20 protein-coding genes are annotated in these 19470 nt (G+C 73.7%); 4 read left to right on the top strand and 16 right to left on the bottom strand.

Annotation, left to right across the window (positions count from 1 at the left end):
* Nucleotides 1–169: 169 nt before the first annotated feature.
* From ftsL to mraZ, 3 genes are all read right to left on the bottom strand, one after another.
* Nucleotides 170–1069, bottom strand: coding sequence for a cell division protein FtsL (ftsL, locus tag E1298_RS49475; RefSeq protein ID WP_207944617.1), 900 nt, complete (start codon nucleotides 1067–1069; stop codon nucleotides 170–172).
* Nucleotides 1066–2046, bottom strand: coding sequence for a 16S rRNA (cytosine(1402)-N(4))-methyltransferase RsmH (rsmH, locus tag E1298_RS14085; RefSeq protein WP_131893164.1), 981 nt, complete (start codon nucleotides 2044–2046; stop codon nucleotides 1066–1068). Before rsmH ends, ftsL begins: the two co-directional genes overlap by 4 nt.
* Before the next feature lie 266 nt (nucleotides 2047–2312).
* Nucleotides 2313–2744 (bottom strand): division/cell wall cluster transcriptional repressor MraZ, encoded by a 432-nt coding sequence (mraZ, locus tag E1298_RS14080; protein WP_131893176.1) that lies wholly within the window; start codon nucleotides 2742–2744, stop codon nucleotides 2313–2315.
* Between the two features lie 562 nt (nucleotides 2745–3306).
* On the opposite strand from mraZ, the gene E1298_RS14075 reads away from it, so the two are divergent.
* The 3 genes from E1298_RS14075 to E1298_RS14065 are packed head-to-tail and all read left to right on the top strand — an operon-like array spanning nucleotide 3307 to nucleotide 8135.
* Nucleotides 3307–4326 carry an AAA family ATPase gene (locus E1298_RS14075; protein WP_131893174.1) on the top strand — a complete coding sequence of 340 codons (1020 nt, stop codon included), beginning with the start codon at nucleotides 3307–3309 and terminating at the stop codon, nucleotides 4324–4326.
* Between the two features lie 3 nt (nucleotides 4327–4329).
* Entirely contained in the window at nucleotides 4330–5640 is a 1311-nt protein-coding gene (locus E1298_RS14070; RefSeq protein ID WP_131893162.1) for a DUF58 domain-containing protein, read from the top strand.
* A complete protein-coding gene (locus E1298_RS14065; protein ID WP_243725575.1) occupies nucleotides 5637–8135 on the top strand; it encodes a transglutaminase TgpA family protein in 2499 nt (832 codons plus the stop codon). The genes E1298_RS14070 and E1298_RS14065 overlap by 4 nt, the downstream gene beginning before the upstream one ends.
* 72 nt (nucleotides 8136–8207) lie before the next feature.
* On the opposite strand, the gene E1298_RS14060 is transcribed toward E1298_RS14065, so the two are convergent.
* The 9 genes from E1298_RS14060 to E1298_RS14020 form a co-directional block, all read right to left on the bottom strand.
* Complete coding sequence (locus tag E1298_RS14060; protein ID WP_131893160.1) at nucleotides 8208–8597, bottom strand: DUF3040 domain-containing protein; 390 nt, start codon at nucleotides 8595–8597, stop codon at nucleotides 8208–8210.
* A gap of 147 nt (nucleotides 8598–8744) precedes the next feature.
* Entirely contained in the window at nucleotides 8745–10010 is a 1266-nt protein-coding gene (locus tag E1298_RS14055) for a DNA polymerase IV (protein ID WP_131893158.1), read from the bottom strand.
* Nucleotides 10007–10753 (bottom strand): methyltransferase domain-containing protein, encoded by a 747-nt coding sequence (locus E1298_RS14050; protein ID WP_131893170.1) that lies wholly within the window; start codon nucleotides 10751–10753, stop codon nucleotides 10007–10009. Before E1298_RS14050 ends, E1298_RS14055 begins: the two co-directional genes overlap by 4 nt.
* Nucleotides 10754–11001: 248 nt before the next feature.
* Nucleotides 11002–11418 (bottom strand): transcription antitermination factor NusB, encoded by a 417-nt coding sequence (gene nusB / locus E1298_RS14045; RefSeq protein ID WP_131893156.1) that lies wholly within the window; start codon nucleotides 11416–11418, stop codon nucleotides 11002–11004.
* Nucleotides 11418–11975, bottom strand: a complete 558-nt coding sequence (gene efp, locus E1298_RS14040) for an elongation factor P (protein WP_131893154.1) — start codon at nucleotides 11973–11975, stop codon at nucleotides 11418–11420. Before efp ends, nusB begins: the two co-directional genes overlap by 1 nt.
* A gap of 34 nt (nucleotides 11976–12009) precedes the next feature.
* Nucleotides 12010–13086, bottom strand: a complete 1077-nt coding sequence (locus E1298_RS14035) for a M24 family metallopeptidase (RefSeq protein WP_131893152.1) — start codon at nucleotides 13084–13086, stop codon at nucleotides 12010–12012.
* Between the two features lie 84 nt (nucleotides 13087–13170).
* Nucleotides 13171–14217, bottom strand: a complete 1047-nt coding sequence (locus E1298_RS14030; RefSeq protein ID WP_131893150.1) for an LLM class F420-dependent oxidoreductase — start codon at nucleotides 14215–14217, stop codon at nucleotides 13171–13173.
* 67 nt (nucleotides 14218–14284) lie between these two features.
* Nucleotides 14285–14950, bottom strand: a complete 666-nt coding sequence (locus E1298_RS14025; RefSeq protein ID WP_131893148.1) for an enoyl-CoA hydratase-related protein — start codon at nucleotides 14948–14950, stop codon at nucleotides 14285–14287.
* A 33-nt stretch (nucleotides 14951–14983) separates the two neighbouring features.
* Nucleotides 14984–15439: a PaaI family thioesterase gene (locus tag E1298_RS14020; protein WP_131893146.1), complete on the bottom strand. Its 456-nt coding sequence runs from the start codon at nucleotides 15437–15439 to the stop codon at nucleotides 14984–14986.
* Nucleotides 15440–15566: 127 nt separating this feature from the next.
* Here E1298_RS14020 and E1298_RS14015 point away from each other — a divergent pair, with 127 nt between their 5' ends.
* Nucleotides 15567–16142: a TetR/AcrR family transcriptional regulator gene (locus E1298_RS14015; protein WP_131893144.1), complete on the top strand. Its 576-nt coding sequence runs from the start codon at nucleotides 15567–15569 to the stop codon at nucleotides 16140–16142.
* 19 nt (nucleotides 16143–16161) lie between these two features.
* Here E1298_RS14015 and aroQ read toward each other — a convergent pair whose 3' ends face one another.
* The 4 genes from aroQ to aroC are packed head-to-tail and all read right to left on the bottom strand — an operon-like array spanning nucleotide 16162 to nucleotide 19400.
* Nucleotides 16162–16620, bottom strand: coding sequence for a type II 3-dehydroquinate dehydratase (aroQ, locus tag E1298_RS14010; protein ID WP_207944616.1), 459 nt, complete (start codon nucleotides 16618–16620; stop codon nucleotides 16162–16164).
* Complete coding sequence (gene aroB / locus E1298_RS14005) at nucleotides 16617–17693, bottom strand: 3-dehydroquinate synthase (protein ID WP_131893142.1); 1077 nt, start codon at nucleotides 17691–17693, stop codon at nucleotides 16617–16619. The genes aroQ and aroB overlap by 4 nt, the downstream gene beginning before the upstream one ends.
* Nucleotides 17690–18202, bottom strand: coding sequence for a shikimate kinase (locus E1298_RS14000; RefSeq protein ID WP_131893140.1), 513 nt, complete (start codon nucleotides 18200–18202; stop codon nucleotides 17690–17692). Before E1298_RS14000 ends, aroB begins: the two co-directional genes overlap by 4 nt.
* A 19-nt stretch (nucleotides 18203–18221) precedes the next feature.
* Nucleotides 18222–19400 carry a chorismate synthase gene (gene aroC, locus E1298_RS13995; protein WP_131893138.1) on the bottom strand — a complete coding sequence of 393 codons (1179 nt, stop codon included), beginning with the start codon at nucleotides 19398–19400 and terminating at the stop codon, nucleotides 18222–18224.
* Nucleotides 19401–19470: the final 70 nt, after the last annotated feature.

The following is a 19470-nucleotide window of genomic DNA, read 5'->3' as shown; positions in this document are numbered from 1 at the left end:
GGACGAGAAGAGCGGCCCGGACGCGCGCGCCGCGCCCGGGCCGCTCTTCTCGTCCCGCCCGGCCGACCCCCGGGAGCCGCGCCCCTGGGAGCCGCGTTTGCGGCCGGGCGGAGGCCCGGCGGTCCCGCGTCCCGGCCGCTCCGTCACCGCGCCACCTGCCCCCGGGCCCTCACGGCGCCCCGGTTCCCTGCCGGGCGCCGCTGGCCGGAGCACCGGTGCCCTGGCCGGGCGTCCCGTTGCCCCGCGCAGGCGGGCGGGCGGCGGCGGCCTGCGGGACTCCATCGCCGGGTACCACGGTGCCGGGGATGCCGAGCACGCTCGCGGCGCCCGCCGACGCGGCCGCCGAGTGCGGCACCGGACGGATCGTGCCGCCCGTGGTCCGGCCGGTGTCGGAGTCGACGAATGCGACGCCCTCGCGCGGCTTCAAGCCGAGTGCCCTGGCCTTGCGGTCGAGCGATGCGGGCGAGTCCTCGCGGGCGATCTCCTCCTGGTACGCCTGGCGCTGCTGCTCCAGCATCTTGTTGCTCTGCTGGAGCCGGGTCAGGGTGAACGCGTCCTTCGCCAGGACGGTGTTGAGCAGGAGCAGGCTCACCAGCGCGCCTCCGAGCAACCCCATGATGAGCAGCACGAACGGGGCGCGCGGCGGCGCCTGCACGACGCTCTGGCGCTCCTTGCGCGCCCTCGCCGGCCGGCCCTTCGCGGGCGCGGCCTTGGCGTCCTTCGCGGGCGCGCCCTTGGGGGCCGCCGTCCCCGCGCCGCGCGCCGGCTTCGCGGTCGTGGTCGTCGCCGACGCGCCCTTGCCGGACGCGGGCCTGCCGGGCGGCTTGCCCTTGCCGGGGCCCTTCCCGGTCTTGGGCGCACCGGTCGTGGGCGCGTTCGGCTTGGGCTCGGCCTCCCTCGCCGGGACGGCCGAGCCGGACGGCGCGCCGGGCCGTTCCGGTGCCTTCTTCTTCGGCGCCTTGGCGGGCGCGTCGTCGCCGGAGCCGCGGGACCGCTCGCCGGTCTTGCGGTCCGGGCGGGCCCTGGGCTGCGGCGCGGAGCCCGGCGGTCGTCTGGTCGTCGTGGTCATGTCGCCTCCCGGACCCGCTCGGCGGCGCGCATCCGCACCGATCCGGCCCGTGGGTTGGTCGTGGTCTCCTCGTCGGACGGCAGCTCCGCCCCGCGCGTCAGGAGCCGGAACCTCGGCTCGTGCTCGGGCAGCGGGAAGGGCAGGTCCGGCGGGGTGGTGTCGGCGGCCTGCGCGGCGAGGACCTGCTTGGTGATGCGGTCCTCCAGGGAGTGGTAGCTGAGGACGACGACCCGGCCGCCGGCCGGGAGGACGCCGAGCGCGGCGGGCAGCGCCCGGCGCCAGATGTCGAGCTCGCCGTTCACCTCGATGCGCAGCGCCTGGAAGGTGCGCTTGGCCGGGTTGCCGCCGGTGCGGCGGGTCGCGGCCGGGATGGAGGTGCGCACCAGGTCGGCGAGGCGCCGGGTGGAGTCGAGCGGGGTGCGCTCGCGCTCGCGGACGATCGCCGAGGCGATCCGCTGGGCGAAGCGCTCCTCGCCGTAGGCGCGCAGGATCCGGGCGAGCTCCCCGGCGGGGTAGCTGTTGACCACCTCGGCGGCGGTGAGGCCCTGAGTACGGTCCATCCGCATGTCGAGCGGGGCGTCGTAGGAGTAGGCGAAGCCGCGGTCGGCCTCGTCGAGCTGCGGGGAGGAGACGCCGAGGTCGAACAGCACCGCGTCCACCGCGGGGACGCCGAGCCGGTCGAGGACCTCGGGGATCTCGTCGTAGACGGCGTGCTCCAGCGCCACCCGGTCGCCGAACGGGGCGAGGCGCGCGGCGGAGCGCTCCAGCGCGGTGGGGTCGCGGTCGAGGCCGATGAGGCGCAGCCGCGGGTGGGCCCGCAGCATCGCCTCGGCGTGGCCGCCCATGCCGAGGGTGGCGTCGAGGTACACGGGGTCGCGGCCGGTGGCCGGCTCCACGGCGGGGGCGAGGAGTGCCAGGACGCGACCGAGCATGACCGGTACGTGACCGGCCTCGGCCGCGTGGTCTCCCACGTCCATGGTTCCACCCCCTGGTGCTGCCACCTCGCTCGCGGACTGTGTGGCATCGCCGGACCGGACCTGTCACCTGCGGGGACGACCCCCACACCCCCGGCGGCGGCCTCGCCCGGCCAGGTCCCCATCCGCTGCCCTAGAGGAAGATCACCGCGTTGTGCGCGGGGGGTCGCCGTCTGGCACCGGGGAAGCTGCGCCAGCTGGCTCGGAGAGCGGCTGGAGACCTGGCCGAACGTGGGCCAGTGCCGGTCAACGGACCGACGAGTCGTTTCTCAGAGGATCCCTGGCAACACCTCCTCGGAGACGTCGGAGAACGCCTGCTCCTCCTGCTCCAGGTAGGACTCCCAGGCCTGCGCGTCCCAGATCTCCAGACGCGTGTTGGCGCCGATGACCGTGCAGTCGCGGGTGAGGCCCGCGTACTTGCGCAGCGGCGGCGGAATGGTGACGCGGCCCTGCTTGTCGGGGACCTCGTCGGACGCACTGGCGAAGAAGACCCGGCCGTAGGCGCGGACTGCCCTCTCGGTGACCGGCGCGGCACGCAGAGCCTCGGTAATCCGCTGGAACTCCGCCATGGGGAAGACGTACAGGCAGCGTTCCTGGCCCTTCGTGATCACCAATCCCCCCGACAGCTCCTCGCGATACTTCGCCGGCAGGAACAGTCGTCCCTTGTCGTCGAGACGCGGTGAATGGGTGCCGAGGAACACCGGCCCCACCTCCCCGCGCCGCATGGGGCGCTACTGCTCCCCACGGCGCCCCACTCTACTCCACTCTTCCCCACCGTCAACAAGGAAAACACCTGCCCGGCGCCGAGATCTTCAGGAAAATCGCAGGTCAGGACGGGTGGAGCGGAGTGGGGTGCGCTGGGCCCCCCTCCGCGCGCCCTCGCCGAGCGCGATTCTGGCAGGACGATCCAGAACGTCCCGGACGCCAGAGATGGCGGCCTTCTGGCCCCGTGTGGAGCGAAGTGGCGGACCGCTGGGGGGCGGACCCCCAGACCCTCCGCCTCCTGAAGCACGCGTCATTCTGGGGGCGACCCCCCAGACCCCCCGCCTCCTGAAGCACAATGGGGCTCCCGTTCCCCATGAACATCGCGGCGAGCGTCCCGACGACGTACTGTCGGTTGGGCGGGTTTACACGAGCGCCGCAGCGGCTCGCGGGACGCGGCTCCCCGTCCCGGGGCGGGCCCCGTCTGGGGCCTTCGCGCACACCACGCGGCCGGCGGCTGAGGAGGGTTTGGTGGCAGTAGGCACGCACGGCGAGTCGTTCATGGAGACCGACCCCCCGGCTTCACCCCGCCCCGTGCCGCGCGGCGGAACGGGCCGCCCGGCGGCGGGGCGCGGACTCGACGGCCTCGCCCAGGTCGCCAACAAGATCAGGGACGCGGTGGAGTCGGTGATCGAGGGCAAGCCCTCGGTGGTGCGGCTCGCGCTGACCGTCCTGCTCGCCGAGGGGCACCTGCTGATCGAGGACGTCCCCGGCGTCGGCAAGACCATGCTCGCCAAGGCGCTCGCGCGCTCGGTCGACTGCTCGGTGCGGCGCGTGCAGTTCACGCCCGACCTGCTCCCCAGCGACATCACCGGGGTGAGCGCCTACAACCAGGAGCTGCGCGAGTTCGAGTTCAAGCCGGGCCCGGTGTTCGCCAACATCGTGGTCGGCGACGAGATCAACCGAGCGTCCCCGAAGACCCAGTCGGCGCTGCTGGAGTGCATGGAGGAGCGCCAGGTCACGGTGGACGGCACCACCTACGGCCTGGAGCGCCCGTTCATGGTGATCTCCACCCAGAACCCGGTGGAGATGGAGGGCACCTACCCGCTGCCCGAGGCGCAGCGGGACCGTTTCACCGCCCGGATCTCGATGGGCTATCCCGACCCGTCCGCCGAGCTGGAGATGCTGGAAGTGCACGGCCAGTCGTCCCCGCTGGACCGGCTCACCCCGGTCGCGCACGCCGCCGACGTCCGCGACCTGATCGAGGTGGTGCGCCACCAGCATGTCGCGCAGGCCGTCAAGCAGTACGCCATCGACCTGGTCACCGCCACCCGCGGCCACCCCGAGCTGCGGCTCGGCGCCTCGCCGCGGGCCACCCTGCACCTGGTGCGGGCGGCGCGGGCGTACGCGGCGCTCGACGACCGCGACTACGTGGTCCCCGACGACGTCCAGGACCTCGCCGTCCCCGTCCTCGCGCACCGGCTGCTGCCGACCGCGGAGGCGCAGGTGGAGCGGCGCCGTCCCGAGCAGGTCGTCACCGACCTGGTGCACCGCCTGCCGGTCCCCTCCCCCAGGAAGTGATCTTTGAGACGAGCGCTGGCCGGCCTCACCACCCGCGGGCGGTCCTTCGTGGCCGCGGGCGTGACCGCGATCATCTGCGCCTTCGTCCTCGGCGAGCGCGACCTGCTGCGCGCCGGGGTGCTGGTCCTGGTGCTGCCGCTGCTGTCCACGCTGGCGGTGTCGCGCACCCGGTACCGGCTGGCGTGCGCGCGGCGGCTGAACCCGCCGCGGCTCCCGGTGGGCCACGAGGCCCGCGTCGACCTGCGCCTGGAGAACGTGTCGCGGCTGCCGAGCGGTCTGCTGATGGTGGAGGACCAGGTCCCCTATACCCTCGGCGGCCGGGCGAGGTTCGTGCTCGACCGCATCGAGCCGCACGGGTCGCGTGAGCTCGGCTACCGGATCCGCTCGGACGTGCGCGGGCGTTTCCGGGTGGGCCCGCTGACCGTCCGGCTGGCCGATCCGTTCGGCATGGTGGAGCTGGTCCGCTCGTTCAGCCTGTCCGACCGGCTCACGGTGACGCCCGCGATCGTGCCGCTCCCGGCGGGACGGCTCGCCGGCGCCTGGACGGGCGGCGGCGACAGCGTGGCGCGGGCGGTGTCGGCGGCGGGCGAGGACGACGTCGCCCCGCGCGAGTACCGGCACGGCGACGACCTGCGCCGCGTGCACTGGCGGTCCACCGCACGGCACGGGGAGCTGATGGTGCGGCGGGAGGAGCAGCACTGGCAGAGCAGCGGCACGCTGTTCCTGGACACCCGCCGCTCCGCGCACTGGGGCGACGGCCCGGGCGGCTCGTTCGAGCAGGCCGTGTCGGTCACCGCGTCCATCGGCGTGCACCTGGGCCGGACGAGCATGGGCCTGCGCTACGTCACCGACACCGGCGAGGCCCTGCGCGCCACCGCGTCCCATGACGGGGCCTTCGAGGGGATGCTGCTCGACGCGCTCGCCGTGGCGCGCCGGTCGAAGACGGCCTCGCTGACGCCGGGGCTGGCCGAGCTGCGCGGCTCGCTCGGCAGCGGCCGGGAGGGCGACGGGCTGGTCGTCGCGGTGTTCGGCGTGCTGTCGGCCGAGGAGGCCCGTGCGGTGGCCGCGGCGCGGCGGGGCACCGCCACCTGCGTCGCGGTGCTGGTCGAGGCGGGCGCCCCCGCTGACGCGCGCGCGCCGGGCGGCCCCTTGGACGGCGGCGCGGCACCGGACGCGGCGTCCGGCGAGACCGCGGCGGGGCTGCTGCGCGCCGGCGGCTGGCGGGTCCTGACGGTGCGGTCCGCCGCCGAGCTGCCCGCGGCATGGGCCCAGGCAGGACGGGCCGCCAAGGACTTCGCCAGGGAAGGTTCATGAGGGTCCGGATGACGATCACGGCCGGGCTGGCCACCCTGGCCAGCTCGGTGGGGCTCTACCCGCTGTTCGAGAGCGGCCGGTGGTTCTGGGCGGCGCTCGGCTCGGTGCTGGCCGTCGCCGGCGGAGGGCTGCTGGTCAGGCGCTTCCGGCTGCCGGCGGTCGTCAACCCGCTGGGCGGGCTGGCCGCGCTGCTGGTCTACCTGACCGTGGTGTACGCGCCCGGCCAGGCGCTGCTGTGGTGCGTCCCGTCACCGGCCTCGCTGCGCCACCTGGCCGATCTCGCCGGGGACGGCTGGGACTCGGCGAACCGGTACGCGGCGCCGGTGCCGCTCGTCCCCGGCATCGCGCTGCTGGCGGCCGCCGGCGTCGGCATCGTCGCCGTCCTGGTCGACCTGCTGGCCGTGCGGCTGCGCCGCGCGGCCCCGGCCGGACTCCCGCTGCTGGCCATGTACAGCGTCCCGGCGGCCGTCCGCGACGACAGCGTCAGCTGGCTGGCGTTCGGCGTCGGCGCGCTCGGCTACCTCGCGCTGCTGATGAGCGACTCCCGCGAGCAGGTCGGCGGCTGGGGCCGGACGGTGACGACGCGCCGCACGTCCGACGAGGTCCCGATGGCCGGGGCGGAGGCGCCGCCCGAGGAGGTCCCGGCCCGGCCCGACGCGAGCGCGCTCGCCGCCAGCGGGCGGCGGATCGGCGTCGGCGCCGTGGCCGTCGCCGTGCTGCTGCCGATGGCGGTGCCGGGCATCCAGCCGCGCGGCCTGTTCGGCATGGGCGGCCGGTCGGGCCACGGCACCCAGACGGTGACCACGCCCGACCCGCTCGTCAGCCTGAAACGCGAGCTGACCCGCACGGACGAATCGGTGGTGCTCACCTACCGCACCAACGACCCCGCGGGCCCGGACTACCTGCGCCTGTACGCCCTCGACCGGTTCGACGGCGACCGGTGGACCTACAGCGCCCTGCAGAGCAGCTCCAAGGACCGGCTGACCGAGCGGGCGATCCCCCCGCCGCCCGGCCTGGAGGGGGCGCCCACCCACGAGGTGACGACCACCGTCAAGGTGAACTCCAAGGTCAAGAACATGACGTTCCTGCCGGTGCCGTACGCCCCCGCCGAGGTGATGATCAAGGGCGACTGGCGGGTGCACCCGCAGTCGCTGATGGTCTACTCGCTGCGCGACTCCGCGGGCGGCCGCGCCTACACCGTGCGGAGCCTGCGCGCGCAGCCGACCGGGTCCGGGCTCTCCGCGGCCCGCTACTACCCGGCCGACATCGTGTCCCGCTACACCAGCGTCCCCAAGAACGTCCCGCCGGAGGTCAGGAAGCTCGCGCAGCAGATCACCGGCGGCTCCACGACCGCGCACGCCCAGGCCGTCCGGCTGCAGACCTGGTTCACCCAGACCGGCGGGTTCGCCTACGACCTGTCGGCGCCCGCGCCGCAGCACGGCAGCGACCTGGTCGACTTCCTCCTGCACAGCAAGCGCGGGTACTGCGAGCAGTTCGCCGCCGCGATGGCGCTGCTGGCCCGGATCGTCGGCATCCCGTCCCGCGTGGCCATGGGGTACACGCCCGGCAGCGAGACGGGACGCGGCGAGTGGACGGTGCGGTCGCGCGACGCCCACGCCTGGCCCGAGCTGTACTTCGAGGGCGCCGGATGGGTGCGGTTCGAGCCGACCCCATCGGGGACGGCCGGGCAGGGCACCGCCACCACCCCCATCTACAGCCAGCCGGCCGTCCCGGGCAGCGGCCGGACGGACAGCTCGACGGACCCGTCGCCGTCCACCTCGTCCACGCCGGACGACTCGTCCTCCTCCTCGGGCGCCCGGCCCCGGCACCGGCTGGACGACGAGGGCCCCGAAGGCGCCCCCGTCGGCAAGGACGACGACGGGAACCGGTTCGCCGCGACGCCGTGGCTGGCCGGCGGGCTCCTGACACTGCTGCTCCTGGCCGTCCCGATGGCGCTGCGGGCGTTCTCCCGCCGCCGCCGCTGGGCCGCCCTCGCTTCCGCGCCCGCCGCCAAGCGCCCCGCACCGGCCGCCCCGGGCCCCGACCCCGCGTCCGCCGCACCGGGCGGTCCTGCCCTCGACAGCACCTACGCCGCCCACGCCGCGTGGCGCGAGATGCGCGCCGACGCGCTCGACCACGGCCTCCAGTGGTCGTCCAGCGACTCGCCCCGCGCGGCCGCGCGCCACCTGGGCGAGCTGCTGGAACTGGACGACGCGGGCACGGAGGCTCTCACCCGCATCGCCCGCGCCGAGGAACTGGCCCGCTACTCACGGTCACGGCCGACCGAGCGCCCGGAGCGGCTGCGCGCCGACGTCCGGACCGTCCGCGAGGCGTTCGCCCAGTCCGTGGGCCGCCGGGCCCGCTGGCGCGCGAGGCTTCTGCCGCCTTCGACGCTGGCGCAGGTCACCGCCACCCTGCGCACGGCCGGAACCCACGCGGCCGAGGCCGCCGACCGCCTCAACGAGCTCCCCGCCCGCATCCGCCGCCGCCCCTAGACGCACTTCGTCCTGGCCCGTCGCGGCAACACCACGTCAGACCAGGACGATCAGAACCAGCACAACCCGCCGTTACTCGCCTTCAGTACGGCGGCGCCAGCGTTCTTCCATGCGCTCCATGAACCCGGCCTTGGCGGGACGGGCCTGGCGGCCGCGCTTGGCCGGTTCGTTTCCGATGCCGGTCATGCGCTTCCAGCTCGTCAGCGCCCAGACACAGCAGACCACCATGAGCAGGAAACCCGTCACGCTGATCGCGATCGTGGCCGTGCCCGCGTTGATCACAAGGCCGGCCATCAGGGCGCAGACGCCCAGCACGAAGCCGAGGGCCGCCTTGACGATCCGGCGCTTGTAGTGGACCTGGGGGTTGGTCGAGCGGACCGCGTGAGCGAACTTAGGATCCTCGGCGTACAACGCCGACTCGATCTGTTCGAGCATGCGCTGCTCGTGCTCAGAGAGCGGCACGGCGCCTCCCAACGACAGCCCCGCGACGGGGTATCCGATGCAGGACGGGAACCTCAACGGTGATATGCCCAGAATACGAGCCCCGACAAGCGTACGAAAGCAAACGGCCAACCGAGGACCCTGTGCCGGTCACCCCACCGACCCCTTTCATCGTCTCCCGTCCCCGCCGTCACGCCGGTCACCGTGGTCCGCCCGGCGCACCAGAGCGGCGGGCCGGACGGCGCCTGGGCCGAACCGGTTCGCCACTTGGTCCATCGCGCGTTCGGCCTCGCGCCAGCCGGTTTCCGGCTCGTCCAAGGCCAGCTGACGGGGGGCTTCGTCGGCGGGGCCCAGGTTCTCGACCCGCACCCCGACCAGACGGAGTCGTACCCGTTCCAGCCCGGCCCCCTCATAGAGCTCGCAGGCTGTGACATAGATCACACGTGAGAGATCGGTGGGTTCACGGAGCGTGCGCGCGCGTGTGATCGTCTTGAAGTTCGCCATCCGCAGTTTGACGCTCACGGTCCGTCCCGCGGTTCCGGCCGCGCGCAGGCGCGCGCCGACCTTCTCCGCCAGCCGCAGGAGCTCCCGGCGGATGATCTCCGGGTCGTCGATGTCGGTGTCGAAGGTCTCCTCGGCGCCGATGCTCTTGTCGGGGGTGTGCGGGACGACCTCGCGGGCGTCGCGGCCCCACGCCAGCTCGTGCAGGTGGCTCCCCACCGCGTTGCCCAGCTCGCGCCGCAGCGTGTCCAGGGGGACTTTGGCGAGCTGCCCGACCGTCCTCAGGCCGAGGCGCGTCAGCGTCTGCTCGGTGCGCTCCCCGACGCCCCACAGGGCCGCGACGGGCAGCGGGTGCAGGAAGTCCTCGACGCCGTCGGCGGGCACCACGAGCATCCCGTCCGGCTTGCAGTGGGTGGAGGCGAGCTTGGCGACGAACTTGGTGCTGGCGACGCCGACCGAGCAGGTGATGCCCTGCTGGGCGGCGACCTGCTCGCGGACCATCGCGGCTATCGCCGCGGCGCGGCCGAGCCGCCGCCGGGCCCCGGTCACGTCGAGGAACGCCTCGTCCAGCGAGAGGCCCTCCACCAGCGGCGTGATGGACCGGAAGATCTCGAACACCGCCGCCGACACCCGCGCGTACTTCTCGTGGCGCGGCGGCAGGACCACCGCCCGCGGGCACAGCCGCCTGGCCCGGCTCATCGGCATCGCCGAGTGGACGCCGTAGGTGCGCGCCTCGTAGGACGCCGCCGACACCACCCCGCGCGGCCCGGCGCCGCCTACGACGACCGGACGGCCGCGCAGTTCCGGGCGCTCCAGCAGCTCGACGCTGACGAAGAACGCGTCCATGTCGACGTGCAGGATGCCGCAGCCGGAGTCGTCGGCGGGCGGGCCCGGCTGCGGCCCCGGCCGGTGCAGCTGCTGCTTGCGGCTCACGGTCGCACTGGACCGGCTTTGTCGGCCACCAGGTGCAGCTGGGTGGCGAGGTCCCGCAGGACGGGGTGGACGGCCGCGACGGACTCCAGCGCGATCAGCGCCTCGGCCGAGTCGGCGTCGGAGTCGACCAGCCCGCTGGGCACCAGGTCGGCGAAGATCCGCACGCCGTGCAGCTCCGCGACCCGCAGGCCCGCGCCGCGCACCAGCGACGACAGCGTCTCCCTGGTGAACCGGCGGGGCATGCGGTCGCCCTCGCCCCACCGTCCCGAGGTGTCGGTCAGGACGCGGCGGGCGTCGTCGAAGTGCCCGGAGACCGCGCGGTGCAGCGCCGCCGCGACCTGCCCGGCCACCAGCAGGCTGACCGAGCCGCCGGGACGGACGGTGCCGGTCAGCGCCGCCATCGCCGCGCCCGGGTCGTCGACGTACTCCAGGACGCTGTGGCACAGCACCAGGTCGGCGGCGGCGGGGCCCAGCAGGTCGGGCAGGTCCACCGCGTCGCCCTGGAAGGAGCGCACCGTCACGCCGGACTCGGCGGCGCGGCGCTCCAGCGCGGCCAGCGCGTCGGGGCTGGAGTCGACCACGGTGACCCGGTGCCCCAGCTCGGCGAGCGGCACCGCGAACCCGCCGGTCCCGCCGCCCACGTCCACGACGTCGCTCGGACCGGACTCGGGCGCGATGCGGTCGAGGACGGTGCGCAACGCGTCCCACAGGACGGCACTGCGCACGCGGCCCGTCCCCCGCATCCGCTTCTGCTGCCGGCCGTCCACGGCCACACTCCACCTATTCAATCCCGGCCCAAGGTGCTCGCCTGGCGGCTCGCACCTTGACCGTGCTTGTGCGATCGCGACATCGCTTCGCGATCTTCCCGGTGGGGCTCGCCTTCGGCTTCGCCCCACCGGTCGGGTCACGCGATCGCGCGATGGCCAAGGCCACCCCTGCCTTTATCTTTGTACAGACCTTAGCCGCTCTACGTGCTCCGGCGGGATGGGGGCTAGAGCGACAGGGAGGGTTTGAGTCGCTGGAGGCGCGACAGCAGGCCGTTGACGAAGCGGGGCGACTCGTCGGTCGACAGCTCGGTGACCAGCCCGACCGCCTCGCTCACGGCGACGCCGTCCGGGACGTCGTCGACCCACAGCAGCTCGAAGGTGCCCATCCGCAGGATGTTGCGGTCGACGACGGGCATCCGCTCCAGCGTCCACCCGGTCGCGTACGTGGCGATCAGGTCGTCGATCCGCTCCTGGTGCTCCTGGACCCCTTCGATCAGACGGACGGCGTGCGGGTACTCGGCCAGCTCGTCCTGGTTGGGACGGCCCCGCGCCTCCAGCACCGCCATGGGCCGCTCCTCCCGCAGCTCCGCCGCGAACAGGATGTCGAGCGCGAGCTTGCGGGCCTTGGTCCGCGCGCTCATCAGCCGCGGCCGAGGTACTCGCCGGAGCGGGTGTCGACCTTGACCTTCTCGCCGGTGGTGATGAACAGCGGGACCTGGATCTGCGCGCCGGTCTCCAGGGTGGCGGGCTTGCTGCCGCCGGTGGAGCGGTCGCCCTGCAGGCCCGGCTCGGTCTCGGTGATCACCAGCACGACGGCGGCGGGCAGCTCGACGTAGAGCGGGTTCTCGTCGTTGAAGGCGATCACCGCGTTCTGCTCGGGGAGCAGGTAGTTCGCGGCGTCGCCGACCACGGTCGCCGGGATGTGGGGCTGGTCGTAGGTCTCGGTGTCCATGAAGACGAAGTCCTCGCCCTCGCGGTAGAGGTACTGCATCTCCCGCTTGTCCACGCCGGCCACGTCGACCTTGGTGCCGGCGTTGAAGGTCTTGTCGACGACCTTGCCGGACAGGATGTTCTTGAGCTTGGTGCGGACGAACGCGCCGCCCTTGCCGGGCTTGACGTGCTGGAACTCAAGGACGGTCCAGAGGCCGCCGTCCAGGTTCAGCGTCATGCCGTTCTTCAGGTCGTTCGTCGTCGCCACTGCGTCATTCTCCAGGTCGCGGGCCCGCGCGTTCTCACAGTACGAGCAGGTCCTTGGTCGTTGTGGTGAGGAGCTCCGGGGCGTCCGCGCGGACGACCAGCGTGTCCTCGATGCGGACTCCGCCCCGGCCCGCGAGGTAGACCCCCGGCTCCGCCGTGATCGGAACTCGATCCATCAGCTTACCGGTCCTGTCGTACCCCAGGAGCGGGGCCTCGTGGATCTCCAGGCCGACGCCGTGCCCGAGCCCGTGGGTGAACGCCTCGCCGTGCCCGGCGTCCTTGATGATCGTGCGGGCGGCGGCGTCGACGTCCCTGGTCTCGGCGCCGGGGACGGCCGCGTCGACGGCGGCCCGCTGGGCGCGGTGGACGAGGTCGTAGACGTCCCGCTGCCAGGACGCGGGCTCGCCGATCGCGACGGTGCGGGTCATGTCGGCGTGGTAGCCGCCGTACAGGGCGCCGAAGTCCATGGTGACGAGGTCGCCGCGCTCCACGGCGCGGCCGCCCGGGTGGTGGTGCGGGATCGCGCCGTTCGGGCCGGAGGCGACGATGGAGGCGAACGCGGGCCGCTCGGCGCCGAAGTCGACCATCCGCCGTTCGAGGGCGATGGCGATGGCCCGCTCGGTGACGCCGGGGCGGACCAGGGGCAGGACGGCGTCGAACGCGCGGTCGGTGATCGCGCACGCCTCGCGCAGGAGCGCCAGCTCCTCCTCGTCCTTGACGCGGCGCAGCTCCTCGACCAGGCGGCCGAGTCCCGCGAGCCGGACGCCGGTCTTGGCGGCCAGCTCCTCGTGCTGCTCGACGGTGAGCGCGTGCGCCTCGAACCCGAGCCGGGCGATGCCGTCGCCCTCGGCGCGGGCGGCGAGCGCGGCCGCGGCCCGCCGGTCGACGACGACCTCCAGCTCGGGGCAGACGTCGGCGGCCATGCCGGCGTAGCGGCCGTCGGTCGCCAGCACGGCCGGGCCGTCGGCGGGGACGAGCAACGCCGCGTTGGAGCTGTCGAGCCCGGTCAGGTAGCGGACGTTCACGAGCCGGGTGACGAGCAGGGCGCCCGCGTCCCGCCCGGCGACGAGCGCGGCCAGCCGGTCGCGTCGTCCGATATGCGTCTCCCCCATGGACAGGACTCTAGAGCACGCCCGGCGCCGCGGGCCGAGAGCCGATATCGAGCCGGTCACCGAACATGAAGGACACTCGGGTCCTCAGCCGTCGGCGGCCATCTCCTTGGCCTTCTCGATCAGGGCGAGGCGACCCTTGTGGTCGCCCGCGATCGGGGTGACGTTGAGCGTGGTGACGCCGGACTCGCGCATGGCGGCCAGCCGCTCGCGGACGTGGCCCTCGGAGCCGATGAGCGACATCTTCTCCAGCAGCTCGTAGGGGACCTTGGCGGCGGCCTCGTCCTTCTTGCCGTCCAGGTAGAGGTCCTGGATCTCCTCGGCCTCCTTCTCCCAGCCGTAGCGGCGGCAGAGGTCGTTGTAGAAGTTCTTGCCCTTGGCGCCCATGCCGCCGATGTAGAGCGCGGCCATCGGGCGGCCGAACTCCAGGAAGCCCTGCGCGTCGTCGCCGATGGCGAGCGGGGCGTGGGCGACCACGTCCAGCTCGCCGAGGGACGCCGCGCGCCTGGCCCGGCCCGCCGCCAGGGACGGCCCCCACACGTCCGCGGCCTTCTCCGGCAGGTAGAAGATCGGCTCCCAGCCGTTGGCGATCTCGGCGGTCAGCTCGACGTTCTTCGGGCCGATCGCGGCGACCAGGACCGGGATGTCGGCCCGCACCGGATGGTTGATGATCTTCAGGGGCTTGCCGAGGCCGGTGCCCTGCCCGGGGGGCAGCGGCATCGTGTAGTACTTGCCCTGGTGCTGGAGGCGCTCGCGGCGCCACACCTTGCGGCAGATCTCGATGATCTCGCGGGTGCGGCCGAGCGGGGCGCTGTAGGGGACGCCGTGGAAGCCCTCGATGACCTGGGGGCCCGAGGCGCCGATGCCGAGCGTGAACCGTCCGCCCGAGACGTAGTCCAGGCCCGCCGCGGTCTGCGCCATGGCGGTCGGCGTGCGGGAGTAGATGTTCAGGATGCCGGAGGCGATCTCCACCCGCTCGGTCTTGGCGGCGATGTAGCCCAGCTGGCTCACCGCGTCGAAGCTGTAGGCCTCGGCGACGTACACGATGTCGAGGCCGGCCTTCTCGTAGTCGGCGAGCTCCTCGACGGTCTCCTTGAAGCCGCCCGCGTAGTTGAGCTTCATCCCGATGCGCATGCCGCCGTCCCTTCCGAACCGAACCGGATTCCAGTTGACCGTAACCTAGCGCCGCCGGCGGCGCGCCCTACGCCAGCACCGGGCCGCGGAGCGCCTCAAGCGCCGGCCCGTACATGTCGCGGCGGATCTTGCCCACGATCGCGCCGTCCTTGGCCGCCAGGGACGCGGCGAGCTCCGTCGCGACCGGGAGCACCCGCTCCTGCTCGGCCGTGTGCTGGACGATCCCGGCCCGCCGCGCCTGCTCGGCGGTGTACCGGCGGCCGGTGATCATCGCCTCGTGCGCCGACGCCTTCGGCAGCCGCGCCTGGATCAGCGCGCCCATCCCGGGCGTGAAGCTCATCCCGAGGTCGACCTCGGGCAGGCAGAAGTAGCCGCGGTCCGTGCGCATGACCGCGAAGTCGTGCGCGAGGACGAGCATGCCGCCGCCCGCGAACGCGTGCCCGTTGACCGCCGCGACCGTCGGCGCCGGCAGCGAGAGCAGCCGCGCGTACAGGCCGTTGACCCGGCGCAGGTAGTCCTCAAGCCGGTCCGGGTTGGCGCCGAGCCACTCCAGGTCCAGGCCGTTGGAGTAGAACTTGCCCGTGCCGACGGTCACCAGGGCGGCCGGCCCCTCGCTCTCCTCGACCGTGCCGAGGGCGTCCTCGAAGGCGCCGAGGAAGTCCGGGGCGAAGCGGTTCTCGCCCGCGTCGAGACGCAGGACGAACACGTCTCCGTCGCGCTGGAGGTCGATCACGAAGCTCTCCTTCATCCGTTCCCGACGACGACCCTACTCGTTGGTAACAGGCGAGAAGACCATACAGGTGGTCGTGCCGTGCGCCACCAGCTTGCCGTCCGCGTTCGTGACGCGCCCTTCCGCCGTCGCGGCCTTGCGTCCGACGTGGATCGTGGTGCCCTCGCACAGCAGCCTGCCGCCGTCCAGCGGGACGGGACGGATGAAGTTCACCTTCAGCTCCAGCGTCGTGTAGAGGGCGCCCTCCGGGAGCGAGGCGTGCACCGCGCAGCCCATCGACGAGTCCAGCAGCGTGGACATGATCCCGCCGTGCACGATGCCGAGCGGGTTACTGAAGGCGGCCTGCGGGACGAGGCTGAAGACGACCCGTCCGGGCTCCAGGACCTCCGCCTTGATGCCGATCAGCCCGGCGATGCCGAGGCCTTGCTCCTCCCCCTGCTTGAGCAGCCCCTTCAGCTGCTCAAGGCCCGCCGTGGTCGGCGCGTTCCCCATGTCGCTCCCCCTCCGCAAGGGCGGGCCGCAGCCGCGCCTCGATATGACGTCCGTCATATGCAGCGTTTTCTATGACGTGCGTCATGGTCAAGGCGCGAAGCTTATGATGAATGTCATAATCGGGGGTATGGGGACCGACAGCCGGGAACGCATGGTGCGCAGCGCCGCCTACCTCTTCCGCGAGCGCGGCTACAGCGGCACCGGGTTCCGCGACGTCATCGCGCACAGCGGGGCGCCGCGCGGGTCGATCTACCACCACTTCCCGGAGGGCAAGGCGCAGCTGGCCGAGGAGGCGGTGCGCTACGCCGGGGAGTTCCTCAACGCGGGCATCCTCGCGGCCACCGAGGGCGGCGACGCCGCGTCCGCGGTGGACGCGTTCACCGGCTGGTGGCGGCAGGTGCTGATCAAGAGCGAGTTCCGGGCGGGCTGCCCGGTGGTGGCGGTCACCGTCGAGTCCCACGACGACGCGCCGCAGCTCGCCGCGGCCGCCGCGGCGGCCTTCGACCGCTGGCAGGACACCCTGGCGACCGGGCTCGGCAACGCGGGCGTCCCCGACGACCGCGCGGCGCGGCTCGCGCGGCTGATCGTCGCCGCCGTCGAGGGCGCCACCATCCTGTGCCGCGCCCACCGCGACGTCGCCCCGCTGGAGGACGTGGTCACCGAGCTCAAGGCGATGACCCGCGAGGCCGTGAAAGACGCCTAGGGTGCCGCGGGATACACGCCTAGGGCCGCGCGGGATCCTCGGCGAGGAGCCCGGCGACGGCCTGGAGGGCCAGGACGTAGGACGTCATGCCGAAACCGGCGATCGTGCCGGTGGCGACGCCCGCGACGACCGAGGTGTGGCGGAACTCCTCGCGCGCGGCCGGGTTACTGATGTGCACCTCGACCAGCGGTGCGGTGCGCTGGGCGAGGGCGTCGCGCAGGGCGTAGGAGTAGTGCGTGAACGCGGCGGGGTTGATCACGACGGGCAGGCGCCCGTCGGCGGCCTCGTGCACCCAGCGGACCATCTCGGCCTCGTCGTCGGTCTGCCGGACCTCGACGCTCAGGCCGAGGCGCCGCCCGGTCTCGCGGCACAGCGCCGCCAGGTCGTCGAACGTGGCGGAGCCGTAGACGTCGGGCTCGCGGATCCCGAGGCGGCCGAGGTTGGGGCCGTTCAGGACGAGCACGGAGGCGGCGGTCACCGGCTCACCTCCCGGTAGGCGGCGGCGAGCAGCTTCTCGTCCGGGCCCTCCAGGAGGCCGGGGCGGGCCACTCCGTCCAGGACGACGAACCGCAGCGTGGCGCCGCGCGACTTCTTGTCGATGGTCATGGTGGCGCGCAGCCCCGGCCACGCGTCGGCGCGGTAGGAGGTCGGCAGGCCCACGGAGGAGAGCACGGCGCGGTGCCGGTCGACGACGGCGGCGGGCAGGCGGCCGGCCAGGCGGCCGAGCTCGGCGGCGTAGACCATGCCGATGGCGACGGCGTGGCCGTGGCGGAACCGGTAGTCCTCGGCCTTCTCGATGGCGTGGGCGAGGGTGTGGCCGTAGTTGAGGATCTCCCGCGGCCCGCTCTCGCGCAGGTCGGCGGCGACCACGTCCGCCTTGACCTGGACGGCGCGCTCGACCAGTTCGCGGGTGGCGGGGCCGGCCGGCGACGCGGCGCCCCCGGGGTCGGCCTCGATCAGCTCCAGGATCTTCGGGTCGGCGATGAAGCCCGCCTTGATGATCTCGGCGAGGCCGCTGATGTAGTCCTCGCGGGGCATCGTCACCAGCGTGGCGAGGTCGCACAGGACCCCGGCGGGCGGGTGGAAGGCTCCGACGAGGTTCTTGCCCTCGGGGATGTTGATGCCGGTCTTGCCGCCGACCGCCGCGTCCACCATGCCGAGCAGGGTGGTCGGGACGAGGACGACCGGGACCCCGCGCAGCCAGGACGCGGCGGCGAACCCGGCGAGGTCGGTGGTGGCGCCGCCGCCGACGCCCACGACGGCGTCGGTGCGGGTCATGCCGAGCGCGGCGAAGCCCGACCAGAGCCCGGCGAGCACGCCGGCCTCCTTGGCGGCCTCGCCGTCCGGGACGGGCAGCGCGTGGACGGCGTACCCGGCCCTCTCCAGCGCCCCGCACACCGGCCGCGCGATCTCGGGCAGGCCCTCGGCGTGCACGACGGCGACCGTCCGGGCGCGGCCGCCGAGCAGGCCGGGCAGCTCGCCGAGGACGCCCGTCCCGATGACGACCTCGTAGGGGGCGGCGCCGCCGACCTCGATCCGCGTCTCGCTCACGGGGCCGTCCCGAGCGCCTTGGCGATCTCCTCGACGATCTCCTCAGGGGCGCGGCCATCGGTCTCGACGTGCAGCGTGCCGAGCCGCTCGTAGATCGGCAGGCGCTCCTCCAAGAGCTTGCGCATCTGGCTGCGGGGGTTGAGGACGAGCAGCGGCCTGGCCGACGCCAGCCCGACCCGCTTGATCGCCTCGGACAGCCCGACGCGCAGGTAGACGACGGTGTGCCCGGCGAGCAGTTCCTGTGTCCCGGCGGCCAGGACGGCGCCGCCGCCGAGGGCGACGACGCCCTCGTGCCCGGACAGCGCGGCCGCGACGGCGGCACGCTCCAGCTCGCGGAACCGCTCCTCGCCGTCGTCGATGAAGATCTCGGCGATCGGCTTGCCCGCCGCGGCCTCGGTGTCGGCGTCGGTGTCGCGCAGCGTCACGCCGAACCGCTCGGCGAGGGCGGTGCCGACGGTGGTCTTGCCCGATCCCGGCGGTCCGATGAGGACGGCCTTCGGTCGCGTCATGTTCCGCTCGTTTCGCAGGTCACTTGATCGTCAGCGCGGAGAGGTAGCCGCGCGCGTTGCGGGCGGTCTCCTCCGCGGAGTCGCCGCCGAACTTCTCCAGGGCCGCGTCGGCCAGCACCAGCGCCACCATCGCCTCGGCGACGACGCCGGCGGCGGGCACGGCGGTCACGTCGCTGCGCTGGTTGATGGCCTTGGCGGGCTCGCCGGTCCGCACGTCGATGGTGTCGAGGCGGCGCGGCACGGTGGAGATCGGCTTCATCGCGGCGCGGACGCGCAGCACCTCGCCGGTGGTCATGCCGCCCTCGACGCCGCCCGCGCGGTTGGTGCGGCGGCGGACGCCCTCGGGCGTGCCGTCGATCTCGTCGTGGGCGCGGGAGCCGGGGCGGCGGGCGGTGGTGAAGCCGTCGCCGAGCTCCACGCCCTTGATCGCCTGGATGCCCATGAGGATGCCGGCGAGCCGCGAGTCCAGGCGCCGGTCCCAGTGGACGTGGCTGCCGAGGCCGGGCGGGAGCCCGTAGGCGAGGACCTCGACGACGCCGCCGAGGGTGTCGCCGGCCTTCTTGCAGTCGTCGATGTGCGCGACCATCGCCTCGGACGCGGCGTCGTCGAAGCAGCGCACCGGGCTCTGGTCCACCCGTGCCAGGTCGCCGGGGCCGGGCAGCACGCCGTCCGGCGCCTCGACCTCGCCGAGCGCGATCACGTGGCTGAGGACGTCCACGCCGAGGGCCTGCTTGAGGAACGCCTTGGCGACCGTCCCGAGCGCGACGCGGGCGGCGGTCTCGCGGGCGCTGGCCCGCTCAAGGACGGGCCGGGCGTCGTCGAAGCCGTACTTCTGCATGCCGACGAGGTCGGCGTGCCCGGGGCGCGGCTGCGACAGCGGCGCGTTGCGGGCCTGCGCGGCGAGGAGATCGGCGTCGACGGGGTCGGCCGACATGACCGTCTCCCACTTCGGCCACTCGGTGTTGCCGACCTCGATCGCGATCGGCCCGCCCTGGGTGACCCCGTGCCGGACCCCGCCGAGGATCGTGACCTCGTCCTGCTCGAACTTCATCCGGGCGCCCCGCCCATGCCCGAGCCGCCGGCGGCGCAGTTCCTCGGCGATCTCGCCCGAGGTCACGCGCACGCCGGCCGGAAGGCCCTCCACGATCGCGGAGAGGGCCGGGCCATGGGACTCCCCCGCGGTCAACCAGCGCAGCATGGGTCGATCCTATTGACTCCGCCGAGGTCCCCGGGCAGCCGGTCCATACTCTGAGAGCCGCCGGGCCCCC

It is taken from the genome of Actinomadura rubrisoli, assembly GCF_004349215.1.
Taxonomy (GTDB): domain Bacteria; phylum Actinomycetota; class Actinomycetes; order Streptosporangiales; family Streptosporangiaceae; genus Spirillospora; species Spirillospora rubrisoli.
This window is presented reverse-complemented; position numbering and strand designations above follow the sequence as displayed.

What these genes read in the sequence shown, in the direction of transcription:
- E1298_RS14075 (WP_131893174.1), top strand. Translation starts at nt 3,307, where the DNA reads ATGGAGACCGACCCCCCGGCTTCACCCCGCCCCGTGCCGCGCGGCGGA.
- E1298_RS14030 (WP_131893150.1), bottom strand. Translation starts at nt 14,217, where the DNA reads ATGCGCATCGGGATGAAGCTCAACTACGCGGGCGGCTTCAAGGAGACC.
- E1298_RS14020 (WP_131893146.1), bottom strand. Translation starts at nt 15,439, where the DNA reads ATGGGGAACGCGCCGACCACGGCGGGCCTTGAGCAGCTGAAGGGGCTG.
- rsmH (WP_131893164.1), bottom strand. Translation starts at nt 2,046, where the DNA reads ATGGACGTGGGAGACCACGCGGCCGAGGCCGGTCACGTACCGGTCATG.
- E1298_RS14050 (WP_131893170.1), bottom strand. Translation starts at nt 10,753, where the DNA reads ATGCGGGGGACGGGCCGCGTGCGCAGTGCCGTCCTGTGGGACGCGTTG.
- nusB (WP_131893156.1), bottom strand. Translation starts at nt 11,418, where the DNA reads ATGAGCGCGCGGACCAAGGCCCGCAAGCTCGCGCTCGACATCCTGTTC.
- E1298_RS14015 (WP_131893144.1), top strand. Translation starts at nt 15,567, where the DNA reads ATGGGGACCGACAGCCGGGAACGCATGGTGCGCAGCGCCGCCTACCTC.
- aroC (WP_131893138.1), bottom strand. Translation starts at nt 19,400, where the DNA reads ATGCTGCGCTGGTTGACCGCGGGGGAGTCCCATGGCCCGGCCCTCTCC.
- E1298_RS14065 (WP_243725575.1), top strand. Translation starts at nt 5,637, where the DNA reads ATGAGGGTCCGGATGACGATCACGGCCGGGCTGGCCACCCTGGCCAGC.
- E1298_RS14000 (WP_131893140.1), bottom strand. Translation starts at nt 18,202, where the DNA reads ATGACGCGACCGAAGGCCGTCCTCATCGGACCGCCGGGATCGGGCAAG.
- E1298_RS14035 (WP_131893152.1), bottom strand. Translation starts at nt 13,086, where the DNA reads ATGGGGGAGACGCATATCGGACGACGCGACCGGCTGGCCGCGCTCGTC.
- ftsL (WP_207944617.1), bottom strand. Translation starts at nt 1,069, where the DNA reads ATGACCACGACGACCAGACGACCGCCGGGCTCCGCGCCGCAGCCCAGG.